We start from the raw sequence: 23,509 nt of genomic DNA, 5'->3' as shown, positions 1-23,509 counted from the left end.
TTGTCGCCGCGTCTGGCTACGAACACTTTCACGACCGGCGGACGTTTCGTCAAGGTGTGATGTATTCGCCGTGCGGCGGCCGCCGTCCGGGGACGACCCGTAGTATCCGCCGGGTGCCCGCCTTGCCATCGCCGCCCGCCCGGGGCGCACCCGATGCCTGCCCCGGCGCCCTGCAACTGCACCCGGCAGCCGACGGCCTGCTGGCCCGGATCCGCTGCCCCGGAGGGCTGCTCACCGCCGTCCAGTTGCGGCTGCTGGCCGCCGTCGCCCGTGACCACGGTGATGGACATCTCGAACTGACCAGCCGGGCGAACGTCCAGGTGCGCGCGGTCGCGGCCGCCGCCACCGGACCGCTCGCCGCCCGGCTGCGTGCGGCCGGGCTGCTGCCGTCGACCGCGCACGAACGGGTCCGCAATATCCTCGGCTCCGCCCTCGCCGACATCGACACCCCGGCGGCCTGGGACGTCGGGGCGCAGGTCCGCGCCCTCGATACGGCGATCTGCGCGGAGCCGGACCTGGCCCGGCTCTCCGGGCGGTTCCTCTTCGCTATCGACGACGGCCGAGGCGACACCGTAGCGGCCCGAGCCGACGTCGGTCTGCTGCCCGGCCCGGACGACGAGGTGACCGTGCTGCTCGCCGGTGGCGACCACGGGCTGCGGGCCCGGCCCGCCGACGCGGTACGGGTCGCGGTCGCCGCCGCCCGTGCTTTCCTCGACGATCCGGACGCAGCGGCGGGCAGCGCGTGGCGCCTCGATGACCTGACTCCGGCAGCGCTGGACCGAGTCGTGATCCGGGCCGGCACCGCACCCGGGGTACGGCGTACCGCGCGGCGGTGGCAACCACTGACGCCGGCCGGCGGTCCCGTTGCGCCGGTCGGGGTGCGACACCGTCCCGACGGCGACTTCGCTCTCGTCGTGGCGGTCCCGTTGGGACGCTTGACAGTCGACCAGGTCGACCTGCTCACGGCCGCCTCGCCGCAGTTGAGGATCACGCCGTGGCGGGGGGTGGTACTGCCCCGGGTCACTGACCCCGCCGGTTGGGCGGACCGGCTCGCCCGCGCCGGGCTGGTCACCGACCCCGACTCGCCGTGGCTCGGAGTGACCGCCTGCGCCGGGCTGCCGGGCTGTGCCCGGTCCCGGGCCGACGTGCGCGCCGACGCGACAGCGACGCACACCGGGCGGCTGCCAGCACCGGGGCGCCGTCACCGCCTGCCGGTGCACTGGATCGGCTGTGAGCGTGGCTGCGGCAGTCCGACCGGGCCGATGGTCCGGGTGACCGCCACCGGTGACGGGTACCGGATCGACGCCCCCGACCGGACCAGCATCCGCCTCCCGCCCGGGGCTGCCCTTGGCGCAGCCGTCCAGATCGCACGTGAGGAGCCATGATGGACCATGTCCGCGACGCGGCAGAGATCTACCGGCAGTCGTTCGCCACCATCCGCGCCGAGGCCGACCTGAGCCGACTCACCGCCGAGCAGGCCCGGGTCGCGGTGCGGATGATCCACTCCTGCGGGATGGTCGACCTGGTTGACGACCTGGTCTTCTCGCCGCAGGTAGTGGCTGCCGCCCAGGGCGCGTTGCGGGCCGGCGCGCCGATCCTCTGCGACGCCACCATGGTCGCCGCCGGCATCACCCGGCGCCGGCTGCCGGCCGACAACCCGGTGCTGTGCGCCCTGTCCGACCCCCGGGTGCCCGAGCTGGCCGACCGGCTGGGCACCACTCGCAGCGCAGCGGCCGTCGAGCTGTGGGTCGACCGCCTTGACGGCGCGGTGGTCGCCGTCGGCAACGCACCGACCGCGCTGTTCCGGCTGTTGGAGCTGGTCGACGCCGGTGCCGGCCGGCCGTCGGCGGTGCTCGGCGTACCGGTCGGATTCATCGGCGCCGCCGAGTCCAAGCAGGCCTTGATCGACCATGGTGGACTGGAACACCTGGTGGTCCGGGGACGACGCGGTGGCAGCGCGATGGCCGCCGCCGCACTCAACGCGATCGCCAACGACGACGAGGGACAGGTGGGGCGTTGAACGCGCGTCGCGGCGGACCGGGTCAGCTCTACGGCGTCGGGCTCGGCCCGGGTGACCCGGAACTGGTTACCGTGAAGGCTGCCCGGCTGATTGCTGCGGCCGACGTGGTCGTGCACCATAGTGCCCGGCACGGTCGCAGCGTCGCCCGGTCCATCGCCGAGCCGTACCTGCGCGCGGGACAGATCGAGGAGGCGTTGGTCTACCCGGTGACCACCGAGCGCAGCACCCACCCCGGCGGCTACCGGGCGGCGATGGACGAGTTCTACGCCGACTGCGCGCGGCGGCTCGCCGCCCATCTCGACGCCGGTCGGACCGTGGTCGTGCTCGCCGAGGGCGACCCGCTGTTCTACGGCTCCTACATGCACCTGCACAAGCGGCTGGCCGACCGGTACCCGACCGAGGTGGTGCCCGGCGTCACCTCGATGAGCGGTGCCGCCGCCGCACTCGGCCGGCCGTTGGTCGAGGCCGACGAGGTGCTCACCGTCCTGCCCGGCACCCTGTCCGGGGCGGAACTGACTAGACGGCTGGCCGAGACCGACGCCGCCGCTGTGCTCAAGCTGGGCCGGACCTTCCCGGCGGTACGCGACGCGCTGACCGCCGCCGGCCGGCTCGACGACGCGTGGTACGTCGAACGGGCCAGCACCGGGGGGGAACGCGTCGAGCCGCTGGCCGACGTCGACCCGGCGACGGTGCCGTACTTCTCTCTGGCGTTGCTGGCCAGCCGTCGCGGTGGCACCGTCGCGGCGAGCGCCGCCGACACCGCCCGGTCCGGCCGGGGAGAGGTGGTGGTGGTCGGCCTCGGACCGGCCGGTCGGGACTGGATCACCCCACAGGCCCAGACCGCTCTCGCGGCCGCCGACGACCTGGTCGGGTACGGACCGTACCTGGACCGGGTGCCGGCCAACCCCCGGCAACGCCGGCACCCGTCGGACAACCAGGTCGAGGCGCAGCGGGCCGCGCACGCGCTTCGGCTGGCGGCCGACGGAGCCCGGGTCGCGGTGGTCTCCTCCGGCGACCCCGGGGTGTTCGCGATGGCCGCCGCGGTGCTGGAGGTCGCCGCCGAGCCCCGCTGGAAGGACGTGGCGGTCCGGGTGCTGCCCGGCGTGACCGCCGCCCAGGCGGTGGCCAGCCGGGTGGGGGCACCGCTCGGGCACGACTACTGCGTGCTGTCGTTGTCGGACCGGCTCAAACCCTGGCCGGTGATCGAGCGGAGGCTGCTCGCCGCCGCCCGCGCCGACCTGGTGATCGCGATCTACAACCCCGCGTCGCGCAGCCGAACCTGGCAGCTGGCCCGGGCCCGGGATCTGCTGCTGGAGCACCGGTCGGCGCAGACCCCGGTGGTGGTGGGTCGCGACATCGGTGGCCCCGGCGAACGCGTCGACGTGGTGGCGCTGGCCGATCTGGACCCGGCCACGGTGGACATGCGGACCCTGCTGATCATCGGTTCGTCAGCGACTCAGGTCAACCACAACCGGGACGCGGCGCCGGTGGTCTTCACCCCACGGCACTACCCGGGCTGAGCACCTGCCGCCGTGCTGAGCCTGGCCAGCCAGGTCACGGCGGCGTTGACGTCGCTGACCGTCGGTGCGGGTGGCGCGGCGGCCCGGTCGACCATCAGCACCGGCAGCCCGAGCTCGCGGGCGGCGACGAGCTTGGCGTACGTCTCGTCGCCGCCGCTGTCCTTGGTGACCAGCACGTCGATGGCGTGCGTGCGCATCAGCGTTCGTTCGCCGTCCACGGTGTACGGCCCACGATCGAGCAGCAGTACCCGGTCGGCGGGCAGCGGCGGCTGCGGCGGGTCCACCGTCCGGATCAGGAAGAAGACGCCGCTCAGCGGCGCGAACGCGGCCAGGCTCTGCCGGCCGGTGGTCAGCATCGCCCGGCTACCCAGTGCGGGCAGCGTGGCGGCGGCAGCGGTCAGGTCCGGCACCCGGTGCCAGACGTCGCCCGGCCCGGCCGTCCAGCCCGGCCGGCGCAGCACCAGCAGCGGTGTGCCGGTCCGGGCACAAGCGGTGACCGCCGAGGTGGAGATCCGGTTCGCGAACGGGTGGGTAGCGTCCACCACCGCGCCGATGCGTTCGTCCCGTAGCCAGCGGGCCAGCCCATCCGGTCCACCGAAGCCACCGATACGGGTCTCGCCGTGCGGCAGCCGAGGCCGGGCCACCCGGCCGGCCAGCGAGGTCACCACCCGCGCCGGCGGATCGGTCGACAGCGCGGCGGCGAGCTGACGGGCCTGGGCGGTGCCGCCGAGAATGAGCACCCGGGGTCCGCCGTCCGGGCTGGAGCCGGTGCGGTCACCGGTCATCGCCGGCACCGGTCGGCGCTGTACAGATGGCTGTCGGGGAAACCCGCCGCGCCGAGCACCGCGCCGACGACGATCACTGCGGTACGCCGTACGCCGGCGGTGTGCACCTGGCCGGCGATGTCAGCCAGCGTGCCCCGCAGCGCCACCTCGTCGGGCCGGCTGGCCCGCGCCACCACCGCCACCGGACAGTCCGCGCCGTAGTGCGGCAGCAGGTCGGCCACCACCTCGTCGATGCGCTGCACGGCCAGGTGCAGCACCAGGGTGGCCCGGCTGGCGCCGAGGGTGGCCAGGTCCTCGCCGGGCGGCATGGCGGTGGAGCTGGCGGACACCCGGGTCAGGATCACCGTCTGGCCGACCTCCGGTACGGTCAGTTCCCGGCCGAGCGCGGCGGCGGCCGCGGCGAAGGCGGGCACGCCGGGCACGATCTGGTACGGCACCCCGGCGGCGTCCAACCGACGGATCTGTTCGGCGACGGCGCTGAACAGCGAGGGGTCGCCGGAGTGCAGCCGGGCGACGTCGAGCCCGGCGGCGTGCGCGGCCAGCATCTCGGCGACGATCTCGTCCAGGGTCAGCCGGGCGGTGTCGACCAGCCGGGCCCCGGGTGGGCAGTGGGCGAGCAGCTCGGTCGGGACCAGACTGCCGGCGTACAGGCAGACCGGGCTGGTCGCGACGACCTCGCGGCCCCGGACGGTGATCAGGTCGGCGGCACCGGGGCCGGCGCCGACGAATCGTACGGTCACTGGCGTTCCACCGCCCACTGGGTCACCGGCATCATCGGTCGCCACCCGGTGAACCCACCGACCGGGGCGGCCCGGTTGACGGCGATCCGGGTCAGGTCGCCGCCGATGCGGGAGTGCCAACCGGCGAGCAGCGCCTCGGATTCGACGGTCACCGCGTTGACCACCAGGCGGCCGCCGGGCCGCAGTGCCGACCAGGCGGCGTCCAGCAGCCCGGTGGTGGTGACCCCGCCGCCGACGAAGACCGCGTCCGGAGGGTCGAGACCGACCAGTGCCTGCGGGGCGGCCGCGGCGACCACCGTGATACCCGGTACGCCGAGTGTCGCCGCGTTCGCCGCGATCCGCTCAGCCCGCCGTGGGTCGTGCTCCACGGCGACGGCCCGGCACTGCGGATGGACACGGGACCACTCGATGGCGATGCTGCCCGATCCGGCCCCGATGTCCCAGAGCAGCTGCCCGGGCAGAGGACCCAGCCGGGCCAGCGTGACCGCCCGAATTTCCCGTTTGGTCAGCTGGCCGTCGTGCTGGTAGACGTCGTCGGGCAGCCCTGGCACCCGGGGCAGCGGCGGGGTGCCCGGCTCGGCCCGGCAGTCCACCGCGACGACGTTGAGCGGGTCGACATCGAAGCCGCCCCAGTCCTGGGCGGTGGCCGTCCGCAGCTGTTCCCGGGCGCCGCCGAGTTGTTCCAGTACGGTCAGCGGGCTGGGTCCGTAGCCCCGGGCACTGAGCAGGCCGGCCACCTCACCCGGGGTGGCCGTGCCGGCGCTGAGTACCAGCAGCCGACTCCCGGGGCGGATCAGGGGGTGCAGCAGCTGTACCGGGCGGCCGACGGCGCTGACCACGTCGACCTCCTCGACCGGCCAGCCGAGCCGGGCGCAGGCCAACGAGACCACCGACGGGTGGGGCACCGCCCGTACCCGGTCGGGGCCGAGTAGCCGGACCAGGGTGCCGCCGATGCCGTAGTGCATCGGGTCGCCACTGGCCAGCACCGCGAGGTGCTGCCCGCGGTGCTCGTCGAGCAGCCGGGGCAGGTGGGCGAGCAACGGGGTGGGCCAGGTGCCGGTGGCCGCCGGCCGTTCGGGCGGTGGGATCAGCTCGATCTGCCGGCGGCTGCCCAGCAGCGCGGTCGCCGCGCGCAGCGCGGACCGGGCGGCGCCGGACAACCCGTCCCATCCGTCGGCGCCGATACCGACGACGGTGACCACAGCCGGTCCGGATCTGGGGGGCATCGTCCGACGGTATCGGTTCGCCGCGTTGCTCGACATGGCCACCCCGTCGGTGGTGATCCGTGTGACGTCGCCCGGATCAGACGTTGCCGAGCCGGCGGGTGACCGTGATGACCAGCACCACCCGGTCCGGGTTGGGGCGTGGTACCCGGTACCGCAGGGCGTAGCGCTGTTCCGCGTCACGGACCGTCGGCGGATCGTCGTGGAGCCGGGCCAGGCCTTCCAGCGTCGACCATCGCTTGCCGTCGACCTGGCAGACGGCCACCCGAGCCCCGGTCACGCCGGCGGCCCGCACGTGTGCGGCCTTGCGGGACCGGGCGGAGGTGATCACCCGGGCGACGCCGCTGTCCGGGTCGAAGGTCACTCCGACCGGAACCACATGCGGGCTTGCGTCCGGGCGCAGCGTGGTCAGCGTGCACAGGTGCCGTTCGCGCCAGAAGTCGCGCAGCGCGTCGCTGATCTCCGGCCCGGCAGCAGATGTCGTCACCCGTCGTATTCTGGCACCGTGGACGCCTGGCGGCGGTCCCGACGCGCCCGCGCCGGTGCTGGCAGGTCCGGTGTCGGTGCGGTCGGTGCCGGATCGGCTGCACTGAGTCGCGACTCAGCAACGGGGTGCCGTACCGACCGACGAGCCAAGCAATTGCTAGTCCGCTACAGCGCGTCCAGTAATCCTTTTCGCAGGGTGCGCGAGTAGTGTGTGTGGGCGGGGCGGCGCGCCTTAACGTCGGTCTCCCGCAAGAGTCGGCTGCGTCGCCCCACCTTCGAAACCGGCCGTCGGTGACGGACCCGGTGGTCCGCCCCGGTCGCGGTCCGGTCGCCTCGGGGTCCATTGACCCGGTCCGTTGCCCCGGCGCCCGTCGATCGGATGCTCTGTCGACCGGGGTTGAACCGTCCCCGTCGGACCGCCGTATGCATGGTCGAGACAGCGGCGGAAACCGTCGACGCCTCACCGAACATCCTCCGACAGTGTCTGGCGGCCTCGCGCTCGGGGCGCCGCCGGACACGGGCCGCACGGCCCACCGGGACGCCGTCGATCGAGCGGCGCGGCTACCGGCAACTGTCCCCAGAAGGGTTGGGTTGTCAGTCCCATGTACTCGCGTTCTCCCCGGCGGAGGGTCGACCACCCGGTCGGTCCCTCGCCGTTAAACTCCCGGCGGTGGAAGGTGGCCGGCACGGTCGGCCTGGCGGCTGTGATCATGGGGGCCGGCATCGGTCTCGCGGCGGCCGACACCTCTGTCGCAGACGATGTGGGAGTGATCGTCTGTCCCAGCGTGGTGGACCGGTTGCCGGCGGTGCCGGCGGCGGCGCGGGCCGAGGTGGACCGGGATCTGCGGGCGTTGGAGACGCAGCTTGCGCAGGCCAACGCGCGGTTGGTGAGCAGCCAGGGTCAGGGTGGTCGGAACTTCGTGGACAACGCGATTCTTGGTCCGTTGGCGAGCAAACGGACGGCGGCGATCGAGCGGATCGCGATCTCGATCGGTCGGCAGGGGGATCGTCCGGCTGGCCTCGAGCAGCTCGCCACCTGCGAACTGCGGGAGGACTGACCCCGGCCGACACAAGACAGGTTCCCGCCGCTCACCCGGGAACCAGCCCCTCCGGCGCCGCCCTCCTCGCGGTTGCCGGAGGGGCATCTTAATTTCGGCTTAGAATCTGCTGTGACCGCGCGATGACTTTGTGTGGCTTCGGGTGCGTTCTTGCACGTGGATTGAGTGGTAGGTAGTGGGATGATTCCGGCAGACCAGTGACCTGACAATCAAATCCCGGCGCCGTTCATCCGTCGACGCCCCAACTACGTAGATGCAGAGGGACGGCACCGGAGCGGGCGAAACGACCGGGAAGCGGTACGGTTTCTCCGGCGCCAAGCCAAGGGCAGGGCACTCGCGGGTGGACCGGGCGGATGAGTCCGGCCGGTGCGGGTGTGCGGATGGCACCGAGTGGAGATCGAGGAGCAGATGGCGCGGACGAACCAGAACCAGCGACCCGCCGGGCCCAGGACCGAACTCTCTGGCGGCCGACAGCCGTCCCGACTTTCGGTCCTGATTCTCTCGGCGTCGGTGCTGGCGGCCTTCTGGGCACTGGCGATGCTCACGTCGCCAGGCCGGGTCGCGTACGTCTACGCGTTCTTCTTTCTGGATTTCTTCGGTGGCGTCTTCGCCCTGGTGGCGCTCAGCATCACGGTGATGGTCGGGCTGCTGGCGACCGACCGGATCGTGCTGTTGCCCCGGCACCGGGTGCTTCTGCAGTCGGCGCACCGCACCACCGGGATCATGGCGATCACCTTCCTGGTGCTGCACGTCATCACGCAGATCACCACGGGTGCGGTCTCTGCCGTCGGGGCGTTCATCCCGTTCCTGGGCGGCGGTCAGGCGATCTATGTGGGCATGGGCACCCTCGCGGCGTACCTCATGTTCGCCATCATGTGGACCGGCCTGGCGCGGGCCCGGTGGGTCGGTGTGGGCCCGCCGTGGCTGTGGCGGGCGCTGCACAGCGGCGCCTATGTCGCCTGGCCGATCGGGATCACGCACGGACTCGGCACCGGCCGACCCCCGGCGACCTGGGTGACGCTCAGCTACGTGATCTGCCTGGTGCTGGTGGTCATCGCCCTGCTGGTCCGGTTCGCCACCGGCGTGGGCAAGAAGAAGCCGTTCGTGTCGCAGGCCACCGGCACCTCGATGAAGCCGGTCGGCAAGATGGCCGACGATTCTCGCTCCGGGTCCGGATCGTCACGCCGTCGGGGCGGCCGGGACGACGGAATCAGCTCGGAACCGGCGACCGCCCGCTTCGCGTCGTTCGGTGACCGTGGCGCGGACATGATCGATTCGTGGGCGCCGGCCGGTGCCGGGCGCGGCGCCTCCCCCCGGTCCGCCGACCGGTACCGGGTACCCGAGGTGGGACGACCCGCACCGCGGTCGCGTCCGGCCGCGGCCGAGGACTCCCGGGAGTACCGCCGGTCCGACCCCGACCCCGGCCGGGGCCGCTACGCCGAGGAGGAGACCGGCCGGGGCCGCTACGCTGAGGACAACGCCGGCACCCGCCGGCGCTACGCGGAGGAGCCGGACCAGCGGCGCTACGCCGAGCCGGACGGCGGTCGGCGGCGCCAGGCCGCCGACGACGGTGGCTACGAGCCCCGGCGTTCGGTGGCGGAGACCATTGGCTCCCGGGGCCGCTACGCCGACGACCGGCCGGTTTCCGGAGCCGGTGCCCGCAGCCGGTTCGCCGACGACCGGCCGGTTTCCGGAGCCGGTCCACGTGGCCGGTTCGACGACCGCCCAGTCTCCGCCGAGCCGACCCGCGGTCGGGCGGCGCGCTACCGGGCCGAGCCCGATCCGGCTCCGGTGGACCGGGAAATGGATGACTACCTGCCGGCCGACGACACCCCGACGCTGGTCGATCTGGCCTCCCGGCGGGCCCAACGGGCGGCTGCGGCAGAGTCCGCGGGCAGCCGGCGGTCCCGGCGACGTCGGGACGCGGAGGACTCCGACGACGAGTACTGGACGCAGCTTCGAGGAGAGGCGAATTGAGCACGGCATCGGTCCCGCCGGTCGCCACCGTCGGCCCGCCCCGGTTGACCGCCGGGTTCGAGGAGTTCGGTCGGCTCGATCTGCGGGCGCACGAACAGGTGCACGGCGGGGTCGGACCACTGTCGGTCGACGACCTGATGCGGCTGGCCGAAGCGATCGACCTGCGGGGACGGGGCGGTGCCGGTTTCCCGTTCCACCGCAAGGTCAAGGCGGTGCTCGAGTCAGCCGACAAGCAGGACAAGCCGGTTGTCGTCGTGGTCAACGCCACCGAGGGGGAGCCGGCGAGCTGGAAGGACAAGGTGCTGCTCACCCGGGCCCCGCATCTGATCCTGGACGGCGCTGCGCTGGCCGCGTACGCGCTGGAGGCCGACGAGATCGTCATCGGTGTCGCGGACGACGGCGTCGGCGGCGCGTCGCTGTCGGCGGCGCTGGCCGAACGCCGAATGCCGGCGCCGGCCAGCATCGTCACCGTCCCGCACCGATTCATTTCCGGCGAGGGCGGGGCGCTGGTCCGGGGCATCAACGGTTTGCCGCACATCCCGCCCGGCGTCAAGGTCCGGGCCAGCGACTCCGGGGTGTCCGGTCTGCCGACGCTGCTGTCCAACGCGGAGACGTACTCCCAGATCGCCATCGCCGCCCGGCTCGGCCCCTACGAGTACGGCGCGGTCGGTCTGGCCGACGAACCGGGGACGGTGCTGCTGACCATCGGGGGGTCCGCCGCCCGTCCGGCCGTGGTGGAGTGCCCCACCGGGACCCCGCTGCGGGACATCCTGGAACTGTGCGAGGCACCGGTCGGCCCGGGGCTGCTGATCGGTGGGTTCCACGGCAAGTGGATCACCCCCGAGGCGGTGTCCGTGGTCGACGTGTCCCGGCAAGGTTTCACCAAGGTCGGTGGCACGATCGGCGCCGGCATCACCATCCCGCTCGGCGACAGCACCTGTCCGATGGGCGAGGTCGCCCGGGTGGTGCACTATCTCGCCGGTGAGTCGGCCGGGCAGTGCGGGCCCTGCCGGCTCGGCCTGCCGGACCTGGCCCGCACCGTCGATTCCCTGGTCATCGGCAGCGCGGCGGTCGACATGGTCCGGGCGGCGGCGAGTGTGGTGAAGGGCCGAGGCGCCTGCAGCCATCCGGACGGCACGTCCCGGTTCGCCATCTCGGCCCTGGAGGTGTTCACCGAGGATCTGGCCGCGCATGCCCAGGGCGACGGCTGCGGCAAGCCGGTCAAGGGTGTACTCCCGCTGCCGGCTGACGCGCCGTCCGGCGGCACCAAGCGGCTGAGTGTGGACTGGACCCGGTGCGACGGGCACGGCCTGTGCGCACACGTGGTTCCGGAGTTCATCCGGCTCGACGCGAACGGCTATCCGGCCTTCCCACCGTCCCCGGTGCCGGTGTGGTTGGAACCGGGTGCCCGCAAGGCGGTCAACATGTGTCCGGCGCTGGCGTTGCGGCTCGGCGAGGGCAAGGGCGGCCACTGACCGCAGCCACCGGCAGCGCCGCGCCGCCACCGGCGCAGCCGGTGGCTTCCCTTCCCGGCCGGCTGCTGAGACACTGCTGTGGTGTTGAAAGATGTCGATTCGCCTCGGGTGTCGCGGCGACGCGTCGCGGCGTGGTCGCTGGTGCCGGAACTGCTGGTGCTGATGCTGCTCGCGGGAGGCTTCCACTACTCGACCGCGGCGGCGGCGCCGGTGTTGACCGAGGCACAACTGCGCGACGACGCCGCGCTACGGATCGCGACCACCATCGAGCAGTCCACTGCGGACGAACATGCCGCGCACGGTCACGAGGTCAACCCGGACGAACGGATGCTGTGCACCGCCGAGGTCTGGCGGCTGGACCCGGCTACCGCCCGATCCGACGAGGTGGGCACGGCCTACGGCTACTACCTGTGCGCGACAGGTACGCCGGGCACGCCGTATCTGCTGTCCCGGATGAACGCCGGGCCGATCGTGGCCCGGCTCACCGATCCGCCTGAGCTGACCGTCACCCAGCTCGACCAGGACTTTCGGACCCAGGTCGAGGCGATGATCCCGGCGGAGTTCGTCGACCAGGCGTTCAAGGGTTTCGCCGACCCGCAACGGGCGGACGGGCTGCGGCAGCGCTTCGAACGCCAGATCAGCGCGGCGGCGTAGGTCGACGAATCCGGGTGTCAGACCGGGCCGGTGCGTCGGTTCCGGTCGGCCGCAACCGGCGCACCGGGCGGACGGCCCGGCGTACCCGGTGGCCGGCCCCCCGGTGGGCGACATCCGTTGTCAACCGGCCCATTCGGGTCCGGCGGAGCCGTTCGATCCGTTCCAGCGGCAGCAGCCCGAGCCCGGCTGCGGCGACCGCCGAACCGCCGACGATCGACCAGCCGACCGGTCCCAGCGGACGGCAGCCGAAGAACTGACTGACCACCGGCGTCTGCACCACCCCGAACAGTGCCCCGAGCGACACCCCGGCCGCCGCCAGCACGGTCGGATCACCCTTCGCGGCCACCGCGGTCTGCGCCAACTGGGCGGCCACCAACGCGGCGAGCGCCACGCTGCCGGCGCGGGCGGGGGTGCCGGTGTACCGGGCGGTCAGCCAACCTCCGGTGGTGGCCAGCGCGGTCGCCGCCGCTCGCCGGGCGACCTGTCGGTTGAGGCTGGCGCCGAGCGACGATTCCGGTCCCTCGCGGGCGAGTTCGTCGGCGCTGATCCTCCGTGGTGGGCGCGACGCCACGGCGATCGCCGGCAGCAGGTCGGTCATCAGATTGACGAACAGGATCTGCCGGGGGTTGAGTGCCTGCCGGCCGGAGATGAGCGAGCTGCCGACCGAGAAAAGGATCTCCCCGAGGTTGCCGCCGAGCAGCAGGGCGAGGGCCTCGCGCACCGACACCCACATCGCCCGCCCCTCGGCCACGCCCTCGGCGATGCTCTCGATCCGGCCGTCGACCACGATCATGTCCGCCGCCTGGCGGGCGGCGCTGGTGCCGTGATCGCCGAGGGCGATTCCGACGTCGGCGAGTTGGATCGCCGGTGCGTCGTTGGCACCGTCGCCGGTCACCGCGACGACCCGGCCGGCCTGGCGCAGCGCCCGGACCACGGCGACCTTGTGGGCCGGACTGACCCGGGCGAAGACCGCTGTCCGGGACACCAGCCCGGGCAACTGGTCCAGTCCGGCGGCGTCGAGGTCCGCCCCGGTGACCACCGCGCTGCCGTCGAGCAGGCCGAGTTGCGAGCCGATCGACTCGGCGGTGCTCGGGTGGTCACCGGTCAGCATCACCACGGTGATCCCGGCACGGTGCAACCGCCGGATGGCGTCGGCGGCGGTGTCGCGTGGCGGGTCGGCCAGGCCGAGCAACCCGTGCAGCTCCAACCGGTCGATCCGGTCGTCGTCGAGGTCCCGGCGACCGGACGCGACCCGACCGGCGACGGCGAGTACCCGCAAACCGCCGCGGGCCAGCCCGTCAATGGCCAGGTCGATCTCGCGGCGGCCGGCGTCGTCCAGCGGCACCACTCCGTCGGCGCGGCGCCAGGTCGCGCACCGCGGCAGCACCGTCTCCGGGGCGCCCTTGACGCTGATGACGGCACCACCCGGGCAGGTGCCGAGCACCGCGTGGAAGCCCCGGCCCGGCTCGAACGGCAGCTCTGCGAGGGGTTCCCAGCCTTCGGCGCCTTCCCGGATGCCCACCCCGGCCGAGTGGGCACCGTCGACCACCGCCTGGTCGGTCGGGTGGGGCAGTTTCTGACCGCCGTCCGGGACCGGGGTGGCCCGCAGCGCCGCGGCCAGAATCCGGCGCAGGTCGGAGCCCAGCGCGTCGCCCGGCTCGGTCCGGCGGCCGTCGCAGACACTCTGCAGCCGGATCGATCCCTGAGTGAGGGTGCCGGTCTTGTCGAAGCAGATCACGTCGACCCGGCCGAGCGCCTCCATCGCCCGGGGATCCCGGATCAGCACGTTGTGCCGGGACAACCGCCGGCTCGCACTGAGCTGGGCGGCGGTGGCGACGAACGGCAGTCCTTCGGGGATGGCGGCGACGGCGAGGGCCACCGAGGACCCGACCGATTCGGCCAGCCGGCCCCGCAGCAGCCCGCTGCCGAGGGTCGCCGCAGCGGCGGCGAGCGCGGTCGGTACCGACGCCGAGGTGATCTGCCGCAGCCGGGCCTGCACCCCGCCGCGTGGAGACTCGCCCTGCACCTGGTCGATGGAGCTGCCCGCCTCGGTCGACCGGCCGGTCGCCACCACGACGGCGGTTGCCGTGCCGGCGGCCACGGTGCTGCCCGCGTATACCATGCTGGTCCGGTCGGCGACCACGTCGGCTCCGGTGCCGTCGACGGTCTTCGCCACGGGGACCGATTCACCGGTGAGGCTCGACTCGTCCATCTCCAGACCGTTGGCGGTGACCAGTCGGCAGTCGGCGGGCACCGAGTCGCCCGCTTCCAGACAGATGAGGTCACCGGCTACCAGGTCCTCCGCCGGGCGGACATGCTGTTCGCCGTCGCGCTGCAACCGCACCCGCAGGGCCCCGGCGCTGAGCAGCCGGCGCAGCGCCCGCCCGGCCGCCATCTCCTGGGCCCCGGCGAGCAGCGCGTTGGCCATGATCACCGAGAGGACCATGACGGCGTCCACGGTCGATCCGGTCATCGCCGACACCCCGGCGCCGGCGGCCAACGGACCGGTCAGTGGCGTGTCCAGCTCGGCTGCGGTGGCCCGCCACAGGCCTCGTCCTGGCCCGTCGTCGGGTTGGCCACCTGACTGTTCGGCCTGCCGCTGCCGGGCCTGCACGCCGCTGAGACCTTCGGTCGAGGAGCCGAGCCGGGTGAGCACCTCATCGACCGGCATGGCGTGCCAGGGTGCCCGGCTGCGCGGCGCGGGTGCCGCCCGCCCGCGCAGCCCGCGGGCCGCCCGGTGCCCGATCGCCAGGTTGACCAGCCCAGCCACGTTGTCGATCAGTAGCGACCGCGAGCCGCCACGGGGGCTACCGTCGAGCACGCCGAGCGCGGCGGCGGCGACGGAGCCGAGCATGGCCCGCCGGGCGCTGTCGGTGCTCACTGAACGGGCCAGCGCCGTCGCCTCCAGCACCAGCCAGGCGGTCTCCAACCCGGGCGCGCAGATCAGGTGGGCGCCCCACGGCGGTCGGCGGGCGGCGGCCTGGACCACCCCGATTCCGCAGTCTGCGGCGGCCAGGGCGACGTCGTTGCGGGCGGCGATCAGGGCGACGCCGTGGCCGGCCTGCTGCAACGTCCTTACCGAGGCGGCCAGTTTCGATCCCCCGGCCACCGTCCCCGCCGCCTGGCAGCGGCTGGCGAGCAGGCTGCCGGTCGGGCCGGTCGCCGGACTGCGGCCGGCCCGGCTGCGGCCCGCGATGAGCAACTGGCCGACCTGGCGGGCTGCCGTGGTGAGCGTCTCCGCCAGCGGATCCAGCTCGGCCTCGGCGCGTACCAGGGCCCTCGGCTCCCCGTGCCGCGTCAGCACCAGCAGGTTGCCGCCGGGAGTCCCGGCCCGGTCGCCGTCCGGCGGGTCGCTGCTGCCGAGCCGGTCCAGCAGGTCGGCTGGCAACACATGGGTGAGCCGGTGCGCGGCGGTCAACGCCCAGCCGTCGGTGGCCTCGCCGCCGCCCGCTCCGCCGGTGGTCGGTCGGGGCTGGTCACAGCCGTCCCCCGGGTCGGTGACGGGATCGAGCAGCCGGGCAGCGATCCGGCGGGCCTGCTCCTCGTTACCCCTGATCGGAACCACCGCGGTGACCAGGGTGCGGCCGGTGAGCAGCATCGAGGCATCGACGATCACGGTGTCGACCCGGTCCAGCCGGCGCAGCGCGGCGGCTTCCCGCACCACCACACCCCGCCGGGCGAGGATCCGGCCGAGCTCACCGCAGTAGGCGTCGCGGCCGGTCCGGGCGCTGCGCGGGGACGCGACGGCGGTGACCCGGGCGGCCCGCTGCCGGCCGCCCGGCAGCATGGTGAGCATTCCGGCGGTGACCAGGGTCAGCGTGCTCATCCGTTGGGCGTACCGCTCGATCGGGCCGTCCGGCAGCGGTCGAGGGCGGGCCGGCGCCGGCAGCGCCGGTGCGCGACTGCTGTCCGGGTCGGGATGCAGTTCGTGGGCCCGGGCGGCCCAGACCTTGTGGTAGGCGGAATCCTCGGCGATCAGCGCGACCCGCAGTACGGCATCGGTGAGGCTGGTCAGCGGGCGTTGCGAGGCCGCTGCCACGGCGGTGCTGAACAGCGCCTGGCCCAGGTCGGCGCCGACCGGGCCGAGGGTACGGCGCAACCAGGCACGCAGCTGCGGCACGTGCTCGAAGGCGGCGGGCAGCGCGGCGAGTTCGTTGGGTAGTGCGGGCAGCCGGAGTACCTTGCCGACGGTTCCGACGCCGGCGCCGATCAGATCACCGGCCAGTGACACGGCGTTGCCGAGGCCGGCATCAACATGCGTGGTGCCGGTCACTTGCGGGGCGACGCACCGCTCCGCGTCGGCCAGCGCGGCGACGAGCCGGGAGTTGCCGATCACCTCGGGGTCGAACCGGACCACCATCCGGCCCAGCGCGCCGTTCCAGGCCGCCCAGTGCACTCCGTCGACCTCGTGCAGGGCCTGTTCCAGCCGCTGCACGTCGGCGATCACCCGACCATGGTCGTCCGTGCTGACCTCGAGATGGGCGTGGCCGTCGTAGGCCCAGGCATGCCGGGCGTGGGCCATCCGGCGGTGCCGTACCGAGCTGATGGTGGCTGCCGGACGCTCCAGCACGGGCGTCACCTCCCTGGCGTCGGTCCGCCCCGGGGGGGATGACGGTCAGCGCTGGCTCTCGTCTTCTCACCGTAGGGCCGGGCGATGCGTAGCTGAGTGGGTTTCCTGTTTTCGGGGCTGGTGGCCGGTCCGGAAGGGGGCCGATCTGTCACTTTGAGTAGCTATGCCGTCGCTCTATGCTTGAGGTGCTGCTGTGGTCGTCGATCGGCCGTCAGCGGTGCTGGTGGGAGGGGACCGCCGTGACGCAGCCGGATGACTGGGACAGCCGTACGCTGATCGCGCTCGCCGGCCGCCCCCGGGCCGCCCCCGGTCTCGTCACGGTGCTGCGCGAGGTGGCCTTCCGGTACGGTGACCGGCTCGGCGACGCCGAGCGTGCCGACCACGACGGCGAACCGCAGTGGCACCGCCGGGTCCGGCAGGCGTTGGACCGGCTGCGCGTCGCCAATCTGGTCACCGGTGGCCGGACCTGGTCGTTGACCGACGCCGGTCGGGCGCGGGCTACGCTGCTGGCCGGCCACGGGCCGTCGTCCGGGCCGTCGTCCGTGCCGGCCTCCGACGGGTCGGCCGCCACCGGCGGCAACGACACCAACGGTGCGCCCGGTCCGGACCGTCCAGCGCCGCTCGCCGCGCCCGGGGTGATCACCGATCCGTTGCGGGCGGTCACCGGGCGGCAGCGCCTCGGCTTCCCACTCGGTCCGGACGAGCCGGTGCCGGTGCTGGTCGCGGTCAACCTGCACTTCGCCGGTGGGCCGCAGCGCGCCACCGAGCAGTTGGCCGGACTCTGGTTCCGGGTCACCGCGGGTCGGCACCCCCGGCCACTGGCCGGCGAGTACGTCGTCGGGGAACTCAGCGTCAACCAGATGAAGCGGCTGGTAGCGGCGGACACCGTGGTCGGCGATCCGCATCAGCGCAGCGTGCACAGAATCTGGCCGGACTTTCCCGTCCGACCGCAAATCGACGTCTCGGCGGCCACCATCAAGGCGGACGCGGCCCGGCGGACCTTCAACGCCACCGGCGAACGGATCGTCTGGGCGGTCGTTGACTCGGGCATCGACGCCCGGCACCCGCACTTTGCCAGCTACGCGACGCTCAGCGCACCCGAGGTCCGCGACCTGCACCGCAACTTCCCGCCCGGGGCGCGACCCCGGGTGGGCGACGCGCTGACCGACGACAGCGGCCACGGTACCCACGTCGCGGGGATCATCGCCGGCGGCGTGGACGACTGGGTGCGCCGGCATCCGCAGCGCACGGTACGAGTGATCGAGCACCGCTACGACATCGACGATCCGGCCGTTCCGGTCCCGGTGTCCCGTCCGGTGGTCGACCCGGCCTCGATGGTCGGTGTCGCGCCGCTGACCAGGTTGGTCAGCCTGAAGGTGCTGCACGGTGGGGGTGATCTCACCGAACGGGTGTCCCGGGTGATCGCCGCGCTGGCCTACGTACGCGAGGTCAACGCGCGCAGCGACCGGGTGATGCGCATCCACGGGGTCAACCTCAGCGTCGGGTACGAGTTCGATCCGGAGTGGTTCGCATGCGGCCAGTCCCCGCTCTGCCGGGAGGTGGACAAACTGGTTCGGTCCGGGGTGGTCGTGGTGACCGCCGCAGGGAACTCGGGGTACGGCGCGGTGGGCGCGCCGTTCGGCGTACCGTCGCGGTTCGCGCTGGGTGCGACGATCAACGATCCGGGCAACGCCGAACGCGCGATCACGGTCGGGTCGACACACCGCGACATGCCGCACACCTACGGGGTGTCCTACTTCTCCTCGAAGGGGCCGACCGGCGACGGCCGCCGTAAGCCGGACCTGGTCGCTCCCGGCGAACGGATCGTCTCCTGCGCGGCGGGCGCCCGGCTGACCACGACCGAGGACGGCGGCCCGGACCCGCACACGGCGGTCTACCTGGAGGAGTCCGGTACGAGCGTGGCGGCGCCACATGTCTCCGGTGCGGTCGCTGCGTTCCTGTCGGTGCGTCGGGAGTTCATCGGCCAGCCGGAGCGGGTCAAGCAGATCCTGCTCGACACTGCCGTGCCGCTCGGCCGCGACCGGCACTTCCAGGGCCACGGGCTGGTGGACCTGATGCGGGCACTGCAGTCGGTGTGACCACCGGTGGCGGCGGAAAGGGGCCCGATGACGGACCGACGGATCGGCGGTCTCCCGTGGTGGGAGCTGCGCTTCGACGCCGCAGGGGATCCGGACCCGGTGTCGGTGACCGGGCTGCTGTCCGGTGCCCGTGCCCGTGGCGTCACCGATCTGGTGGTGTTCGCGCACGGCTGGAACAACGATCGGGATGTCGCTGACGCGCTTTACGCCGCCTTCTTCAATGTGCTCGCCGGCCAGGTGCGGCGGGCGGGACCATGGGCGGAGAGTCTCGGGCTGGTCGGCGTGCACTGGCCGGCACGCCGGTGGCCCGACGAGCCGGCACCGGACTTCGAGCCGGCCGGCGCGGCATCGCCCGGTCCCGGTCCGGCCGGGCTCGGCGGCGCAGCTGCCGGGGCAGGTCCGGTCGGCCGGCGTCGCGGCACGGGCCGTCCCCGATTGGCGGGTCTGGACGACGAGACGCTGAACGTGCTGCGGGCCACCTTCCCCGCTGGCGCTCCGGCCCTGGACCGGATGGCGCACCTGCTCCGCACCTCGCCCACCCGGCCCCGGGTGTGGGCCTTCGCCAACGAGCTCCGCCAGTTCGCGATGATGACCGCCGACGGTTGCGGCGACGAGGGCGACTCAGCACCGACCCGCCCGGAGCTGACGGAGGCCGAGGGACCTGTGGACGATCCGACTCCGGCCGGGCCCGCACCGGCGCTGCCCGCGATGCTCGACGTTGACCCGGTCATGTTGTATGCCCGCTTCCTCGACGAGTTGCGGCGCTGCCACACCCCGCTGGACGCGGCGGCGGTCGGCGGCGCGGCCGGGCTGGCGGACCCGCTGCGCGGAATCTGGTACGGGGCCAAGGAGGCGTTGCGGCAACTGACCTACTGGCAGATGAAGGGCCGGGCCGGTCGGGTCGGGCGGGTCGGCCTGGGGCCGCTGCTGACCCGGCTCGCCACGGTGGCACCGTCCGTGCGGATCCACCTGGTCGGGCACAGCTTCGGGGCCCGGCTGGTCAGCTTCGCCGCCGACGCGGCACAGCCGGCGGTCGGCGGCGCGGTTCGCCCGGTGCGGTCGTTGACCCTGCTGCAAGGGGCGTTCTCCCGGTTCGCCTTCGCCCCAGCGCTGCCGTTCGACCCGGTCCGGTCCGGTGCCCTGGCCGGCCTGCCGGCCCGGATCGACGGGCCGGTTTCGGTCTGCTTCTCGACCAACGACTTGGCCCTGGGCGTGTTCTATCCGCTTGCCTCGCTGGCCGCCGGGGATGACGCCGCCGCGGCCCCGGCGCTCACCGAGCGGTGGGGGGCACTCGGCTTCCACGGCGCCACCGGTGTCGGTGCCCGGTCGTTGCCGCTGGCGGCGGCAGGCCACGGGGGCAACCGACTTGAGCACCGGCGGGTCCACAACGTGGACGCCACCGCCGTCGTGCGTCGCGGTGGGCCACCGTCCGGCGCGCACAGTGACATCGTCCATCCCGAACTCACCTGGCTGGTCCTGGCGGCCGGCGGGCTGGTGCCGCCACCGGGCTGAGTGAATGAGCGTCACGTACGCGGGTCATCGGCAACCACGTCCAGTGTCAGTTGTGATTCTGCCTCTGCATAGCTATCCAGCCGGGTGTTCATCAGCTGCAGGACTGACTCCGGGTAGTCGATGGACGCTTTCCGGTGCTGATTTTGTCTCGTATGTGTTACATGCTGGGTGGGTATCGCATCGATTCAGACGCACCCACCGACGAAAGGCCCACCGCATGTCCGCACCACACCTGCGCCGGTCCGGGGTCGTCGCGCTCGCAACGCTGCTCGCCACGGTCCGACCCGGCCGCCGACGGCGTCTCCCACCGGTCCGTCCGACGCGGCGGCCCTTCCATTTCGACGCGTCGACCTTCCCGGCTGGAGCGGGCACAGCCTGTTCCAGCCGGGGTCGACCGTGCCCCGTCGGCGCCTAGTCGAAGAACCGGGCGAGATGACCGGGTGCCGGGTCGGGTTCATCCGCGCGGGTGGCGACCAGATCGGCGAATACCGTGGCCCCGTCGCAGGAGGCGTGCTGGGGATACCAGCGTCCAGCAGTCCCCGGCTGCTGGCAGATGCCCTTGATCGTCTGCAGGTCGAAGAACCGCAGGTGGGTCGGATCCGCGACCGCGTTGACGTGTCGCCACCACGGCGAGAGCACATGTAGCACACCGCCGGGACGCAGTACCCGGTGGCACTCGTCGATCAGGCGCAGGTAGTCGGTCAGGTGCTCCAGCACGTGCACCGCGAAGATCTGATCCGCCGCGTTGTCGCGCACCGGCAGGCCGTCACGTAGATCGGCGACGATCGCCACCGCCTTGCCCGGTCGCTGGTCCAGGCCGATGTTGCCGGGGTACTGCGGGCCGTCGCCGCAGCCAATGTCCAGGATCACCGGCTCGGTGCCGGCGACCCGGACGCGGTCCCAGACCCCGTGTACCCCCGCCAACCGTCCGATCGCCTCGCGGACCCGACGCAGCGCCGCCTCGTCGGCGACGTCGCCGGTCAGATGCGCGACGCCACCGTCGAACCGGACCTCGACGTCGAGGTCACGCAGCCGGGGATCGGCGGCCAGCAGATCGAGGGCGGTGGCGGTCAGGTAGCCGTCGTGCAACCGGTGCCGGGCGCTGGAGAACTCCGCGTAGAACACCCGACGCCGGTACCCGGCGTCGACCGGACGAAACACGCTACGTCCGCACCGCCCGTCGTGCGTCGGAGGTTCAACCAGGTCGGCCGAGCTCGGCCAGCAACTGCTCGGCGTTGACGAACCGCTCGGCGGGCAGCGCCCGTAGCGCCTGCAGCAACGCGGTGTCCGCGCCGAGTTCCTGGGCCCGCCGGAGCAGGTCCTCGCGGGAGAGCGGGAAGTCCAGGCCGTCGACGTAGTCGGGGAGCCGCGGTGCGTCGGTCATGGTGGCAGCGGTACCCGGCCCCGGGCCGGTCCACGCCTGCCCGCCGGACATCAGGTGACCGGAGCCCGGTCGCGCGACCGGCTGTCACCGGTCCGAGCTCACTCCACCCGGGTGACGCGGCGTCATCCGGGTGGCTGCCACGATCACCAACAGCTCAACCGGCCCGCGCCGGACGCCGGTACGAGGGGGGACGGTCATGCCGCGCGCAGTGGGAATCGACCTGGGCACCACCAACTCGGTCATCGCTGCGGTCTCGGGGGGCCGGCCCACGGTCGTACCGAACGCGACCGGGTCGCGGACCACGCCGTCGGTGGTGGCGTTCACCGAGGCCGGAGCCCTGCTGGTCGGTGACGCCGCCTGCCGGCAGGCGGTGCTCAACCCGTACGGTACCGTCCACTCCGCCAAACGTTTCGCCGGGCGGCGCTACGACGAGGTCGGCCGAGAGGCCGCCGAGGTGGTCTTCGACGTGGTCGGTGACGGCGGCCTGGCCCGGTTCGACGTCAAGGGCCGCCGGTACGCTCCGGAAGAGATCAGCGCGCTGGTGCTGCGCACCCTTGCCGACGAGGCTGCCAGAACGCTCGGTGAACGGATCGACCGGGCGGTGGTCACCGTACCAGCGCATTTCGACGACGCCCAGCGCACCGCGACCCGCGAGGCAGGCCGACTCGCCGGCCTGGAGATCCTGCGGCTGCTCAACGAACCGACAGCTGCCGCGCTGGCCTACGGGCAGCACCTGCGCCAGCGGCAGACGATCCTGGTGGTCGATCTCGGTGGCGGGACCTTCGATGTCAGCGTGCTGACCGCCGGTGACGGCACGGTCGAGGTCCGCGCCGCAGCCGGCGACACCCACCTGGGCGGTGACGACTTCGATCACCGTCTGGTGGAGCACCTGATCGCCGAGTTCCACCGGGACCACGGCATCGACCTGGCAGCGGATCCACAGACCCGGCGGCGGGTGGTCGAAGCGGCTCGGCGGGCCAAGGAGGAACTGTCAGCGGTCACCGAGGCGGAGGTCAACCTGCCGTTCGTCGCGTCCGATGCCGCGGGTCCCAAACACCTGCGGACCCTGATTGACCGGCCGTCGTTCGACGAACTTACCGGTGACCTGGTGGAACGCTGCCGCAATCCGGTGGAGCAGGCGATGCGGGACGCGCGGGTCGCCCCGGCGGACCTTGATCAGGTGCTGATGGTCGGTGGCGCGACCCGGATCCCCGCAGTGCGCGACCTGCTGCGTCGGCTGACCGCCGGTCAGGAGCCGCAGCTGCTGATCAACGCCGACGAGGTGGTGGCACTCGGCGCCGCAGTGCAGGCCGGGCTGCTCATCGGCACGGGCGGACCTGCCCGGTTGCGTGACGTCACGCCGCTCGCCCTCGGACTGCAGGCACATGACGGGACGATGGCGACGATCATCGAGCGCAACACCGCCATCCCGGTCCGCCGGACCCAGGTCTTCTCCACCGCGGAGGACGGCCAGACCAGTGTCGACGTCGTCGTCCGGCAGGGCCAGCGCCGACGGGCGGCGGACAACCGGATTCTCGGGCGGTTCCGGTTGTCCGGAATCCGGCCGGCGCCGCGTGGGGTTCCCCGGATCGAGGTCACCATCGACACGGACGCCGACGGACTGGTGACGATCTCAGCGCGCGACGCCGACGGCGGTAGCCGTCAATCGATCGTGGTGACCGAGATCGTCGAGCCACGGTCGCCGGCGGGCGACGCCGGGCCGGTGGCCGCCGCCACCGACCCCGCCGGGGATCTGGAGTCACTGATCGAGTTGGTCGAGCAGGAACTGACCGGACCGGCCACCGGAGTGCCCGCCCACGAGCGCACCCGGGCCCGGATGCTTCTCGACGACGCCGGGGGCGCGTTGCGTGAGCACGCCCCGGTGGAGCGGCTGCGGACGCTCGCGGCGGAGCTGCGACAGGTCGCCGTCGTACTCGTTCCGGCGATTACTGATTCCGTTGGTCGCACCGAACGTGACTAACTGATCAACCGGCCGGCCGCGTGTT

17 protein-coding genes are annotated in these 23,509 nt (G+C 73.0%); 10 read left to right on the top strand and 7 right to left on the bottom strand.

What is annotated here, in order from left to right; genetic code table 11:
* The first annotated feature begins 113 nt into the window (after positions 1 to 113).
* From ACFHWU_RS13490 to ACFHWU_RS13480, 3 genes are read left to right on the top strand one after another with little or no spacing between them, the layout of a single operon-like run.
* Positions 114 to 1,385, top strand: coding sequence for a precorrin-3B synthase (locus tag ACFHWU_RS13490; RefSeq protein WP_416555157.1), 1,272 nt, complete (start codon positions 114 to 116; stop codon positions 1,383 to 1,385).
* Positions 1,382 to 2,020: a precorrin-8X methylmutase gene (locus ACFHWU_RS13485; protein ID WP_278168935.1), complete on the top strand. Its 639-nt coding sequence runs from the start codon at positions 1,382 to 1,384 to the stop codon at positions 2,018 to 2,020. Before ACFHWU_RS13490 ends, ACFHWU_RS13485 begins: the two co-directional genes overlap by 4 nt.
* Complete coding sequence (locus ACFHWU_RS13480) at positions 2,017 to 3,540, top strand: precorrin-2 C(20)-methyltransferase (protein WP_416590685.1); 1,524 nt, start codon at positions 2,017 to 2,019, stop codon at positions 3,538 to 3,540. The genes ACFHWU_RS13485 and ACFHWU_RS13480 overlap by 4 nt, the downstream gene beginning before the upstream one ends.
* Here ACFHWU_RS13480 and ACFHWU_RS13475 read toward each other — a convergent pair.
* The 4 genes from ACFHWU_RS13475 to ACFHWU_RS13460 form a co-directional block, all read right to left on the bottom strand.
* A complete protein-coding gene (locus tag ACFHWU_RS13475) occupies positions 3,528 to 4,325 on the bottom strand; it encodes a cobalt-precorrin-6A reductase (protein ID WP_416555163.1) in 798 nt (265 codons plus the stop codon). The two genes, ACFHWU_RS13480 and ACFHWU_RS13475, sit on opposite strands and share 13 nt — an antisense overlap.
* Complete coding sequence (cobM, locus tag ACFHWU_RS13470) at positions 4,322 to 5,065, bottom strand: precorrin-4 C(11)-methyltransferase (protein ID WP_416555165.1); 744 nt, start codon at positions 5,063 to 5,065, stop codon at positions 4,322 to 4,324. Before cobM ends, ACFHWU_RS13475 begins: the two co-directional genes overlap by 4 nt.
* A complete protein-coding gene (cbiE, locus tag ACFHWU_RS13465; protein ID WP_416555167.1) occupies positions 5,062 to 6,291 on the bottom strand; it encodes a precorrin-6y C5,15-methyltransferase (decarboxylating) subunit CbiE in 1,230 nt (409 codons plus the stop codon). Before cbiE ends, cobM begins: the two co-directional genes overlap by 4 nt.
* Positions 6,292 to 6,367: 76 nt before the next feature.
* On the bottom strand, positions 6,368 to 6,775 hold the full coding sequence (locus tag ACFHWU_RS13460; RefSeq protein ID WP_282230618.1) for a pyridoxamine 5'-phosphate oxidase family protein: 408 nt from the start codon (positions 6,773 to 6,775) through the stop codon (positions 6,368 to 6,370).
* 766 nt (positions 6,776 to 7,541) lie between these two features.
* On the opposite strand from ACFHWU_RS13460, the gene ACFHWU_RS13455 reads away from it, so the two are divergent.
* The 4 genes from ACFHWU_RS13455 (at position 7,542) to ACFHWU_RS13440 (ending at position 11,938) form a co-directional block, all read left to right on the top strand.
* On the top strand, positions 7,542 to 7,832 hold the full coding sequence (locus tag ACFHWU_RS13455) for a hypothetical protein (protein ID WP_416555169.1): 291 nt from the start codon (positions 7,542 to 7,544) through the stop codon (positions 7,830 to 7,832).
* A 390-nt stretch (positions 7,833 to 8,222) separates the two neighbouring features.
* Positions 8,223 to 9,809: a hypothetical protein gene (locus tag ACFHWU_RS13450; protein WP_416568295.1), complete on the top strand. Its 1,587-nt coding sequence runs from the start codon at positions 8,223 to 8,225 to the stop codon at positions 9,807 to 9,809.
* Positions 9,806 to 11,284: an NADH-ubiquinone oxidoreductase-F iron-sulfur binding region domain-containing protein gene (locus ACFHWU_RS13445; protein WP_416555173.1), complete on the top strand. Its 1,479-nt coding sequence runs from the start codon at positions 9,806 to 9,808 to the stop codon at positions 11,282 to 11,284. Before ACFHWU_RS13450 ends, ACFHWU_RS13445 begins: the two co-directional genes overlap by 4 nt.
* Before the next feature lie 81 nt (positions 11,285 to 11,365).
* The gene (locus ACFHWU_RS13440) at positions 11,366 to 11,938 is read left to right on the top strand and encodes a hypothetical protein (protein WP_416555175.1); all 573 of its coding nucleotides are present in this window, start codon (positions 11,366 to 11,368) and stop codon (positions 11,936 to 11,938) included.
* Here the strand turns inward: ACFHWU_RS13440 and ACFHWU_RS13435 are convergent.
* Positions 11,922 to 16,508, bottom strand: a complete 4,587-nt coding sequence (locus tag ACFHWU_RS13435) for an HAD-IC family P-type ATPase (RefSeq protein WP_416590684.1) — start codon at positions 16,506 to 16,508, stop codon at positions 11,922 to 11,924. The two genes, ACFHWU_RS13440 and ACFHWU_RS13435, sit on opposite strands and share 17 nt — an antisense overlap.
* 239 nt (positions 16,509 to 16,747) lie before the next feature.
* Between ACFHWU_RS13435 and ACFHWU_RS13430 the strand changes: the two genes are divergently transcribed.
* Positions 16,748 to 18,607 (top strand): S8 family peptidase, encoded by a 1,860-nt coding sequence (locus tag ACFHWU_RS13430; protein ID WP_416555179.1) that lies wholly within the window; start codon positions 16,748 to 16,750, stop codon positions 18,605 to 18,607.
* A gap of 27 nt (positions 18,608 to 18,634) precedes the next feature.
* Positions 18,635 to 20,119 carry a hypothetical protein gene (locus ACFHWU_RS13425; RefSeq protein ID WP_416590683.1) on the top strand — a complete coding sequence of 495 codons (1,485 nt, stop codon included), beginning with the start codon at positions 18,635 to 18,637 and terminating at the stop codon, positions 20,117 to 20,119.
* Between the two features lie 411 nt (positions 20,120 to 20,530).
* Here ACFHWU_RS13425 and ACFHWU_RS13420 read toward each other — a convergent pair whose 3' ends face one another.
* Together ACFHWU_RS13420 and ACFHWU_RS13415 are read right to left on the bottom strand one after the other, a co-directional pair.
* Positions 20,531 to 21,280, bottom strand: coding sequence for a methyltransferase domain-containing protein (locus ACFHWU_RS13420; RefSeq protein ID WP_416555183.1), 750 nt, complete (start codon positions 21,278 to 21,280; stop codon positions 20,531 to 20,533).
* Positions 21,281 to 21,314: 34 nt separating this feature from the next.
* The gene (locus tag ACFHWU_RS13415) at positions 21,315 to 21,503 is read right to left on the bottom strand and encodes a DUF2795 domain-containing protein (protein WP_416555185.1); all 189 of its coding nucleotides are present in this window, start codon (positions 21,501 to 21,503) and stop codon (positions 21,315 to 21,317) included.
* 196 nt (positions 21,504 to 21,699) lie between these two features.
* Here ACFHWU_RS13415 and dnaK point away from each other — a divergent pair, with 196 nt between their 5' ends.
* Entirely contained in the window at positions 21,700 to 23,484 is a 1,785-nt protein-coding gene (dnaK, locus tag ACFHWU_RS13410) for a molecular chaperone DnaK (RefSeq protein WP_416590682.1), read from the top strand.
* The last annotated feature ends 25 nt before the right edge of the window (positions 23,485 to 23,509 follow it).

The organism is Micromonospora sp. LOL_015 (assembly GCF_048060275.1).
In the GTDB taxonomy this organism is placed as follows: domain Bacteria; phylum Actinomycetota; class Actinomycetes; order Mycobacteriales; family Micromonosporaceae; genus Micromonospora_E.
The sequence above is the reverse complement of the archived record's forward strand: the minus strand, read 5'-3'. Positions and strand labels throughout refer to the sequence as shown.

Coding starts and splice junctions, on each gene's coding strand:
- ACFHWU_RS13485 (WP_278168935.1), top strand. CDS start 1,382: ATGATGGACCATGTCCGCGACGCGGCAGAGATCTACCGGCAGTCGTTC.
- ACFHWU_RS13475 (WP_416555163.1), bottom strand. CDS start 4,325: ATGACCGGTGACCGCACCGGCTCCAGCCCGGACGGCGGACCCCGGGTG.
- cbiE (WP_416555167.1), bottom strand. CDS start 6,291: ATGCCCCCCAGATCCGGACCGGCTGTGGTCACCGTCGTCGGTATCGGC.
- ACFHWU_RS13425 (WP_416590683.1), top strand. CDS start 18,635: ATGACGGACCGACGGATCGGCGGTCTCCCGTGGTGGGAGCTGCGCTTC.
- ACFHWU_RS13415 (WP_416555185.1), bottom strand. CDS start 21,503: ATGACCGACGCACCGCGGCTCCCCGACTACGTCGACGGCCTGGACTTC.
- dnaK (WP_416590682.1), top strand. CDS start 21,700: ATGCCGCGCGCAGTGGGAATCGACCTGGGCACCACCAACTCGGTCATC.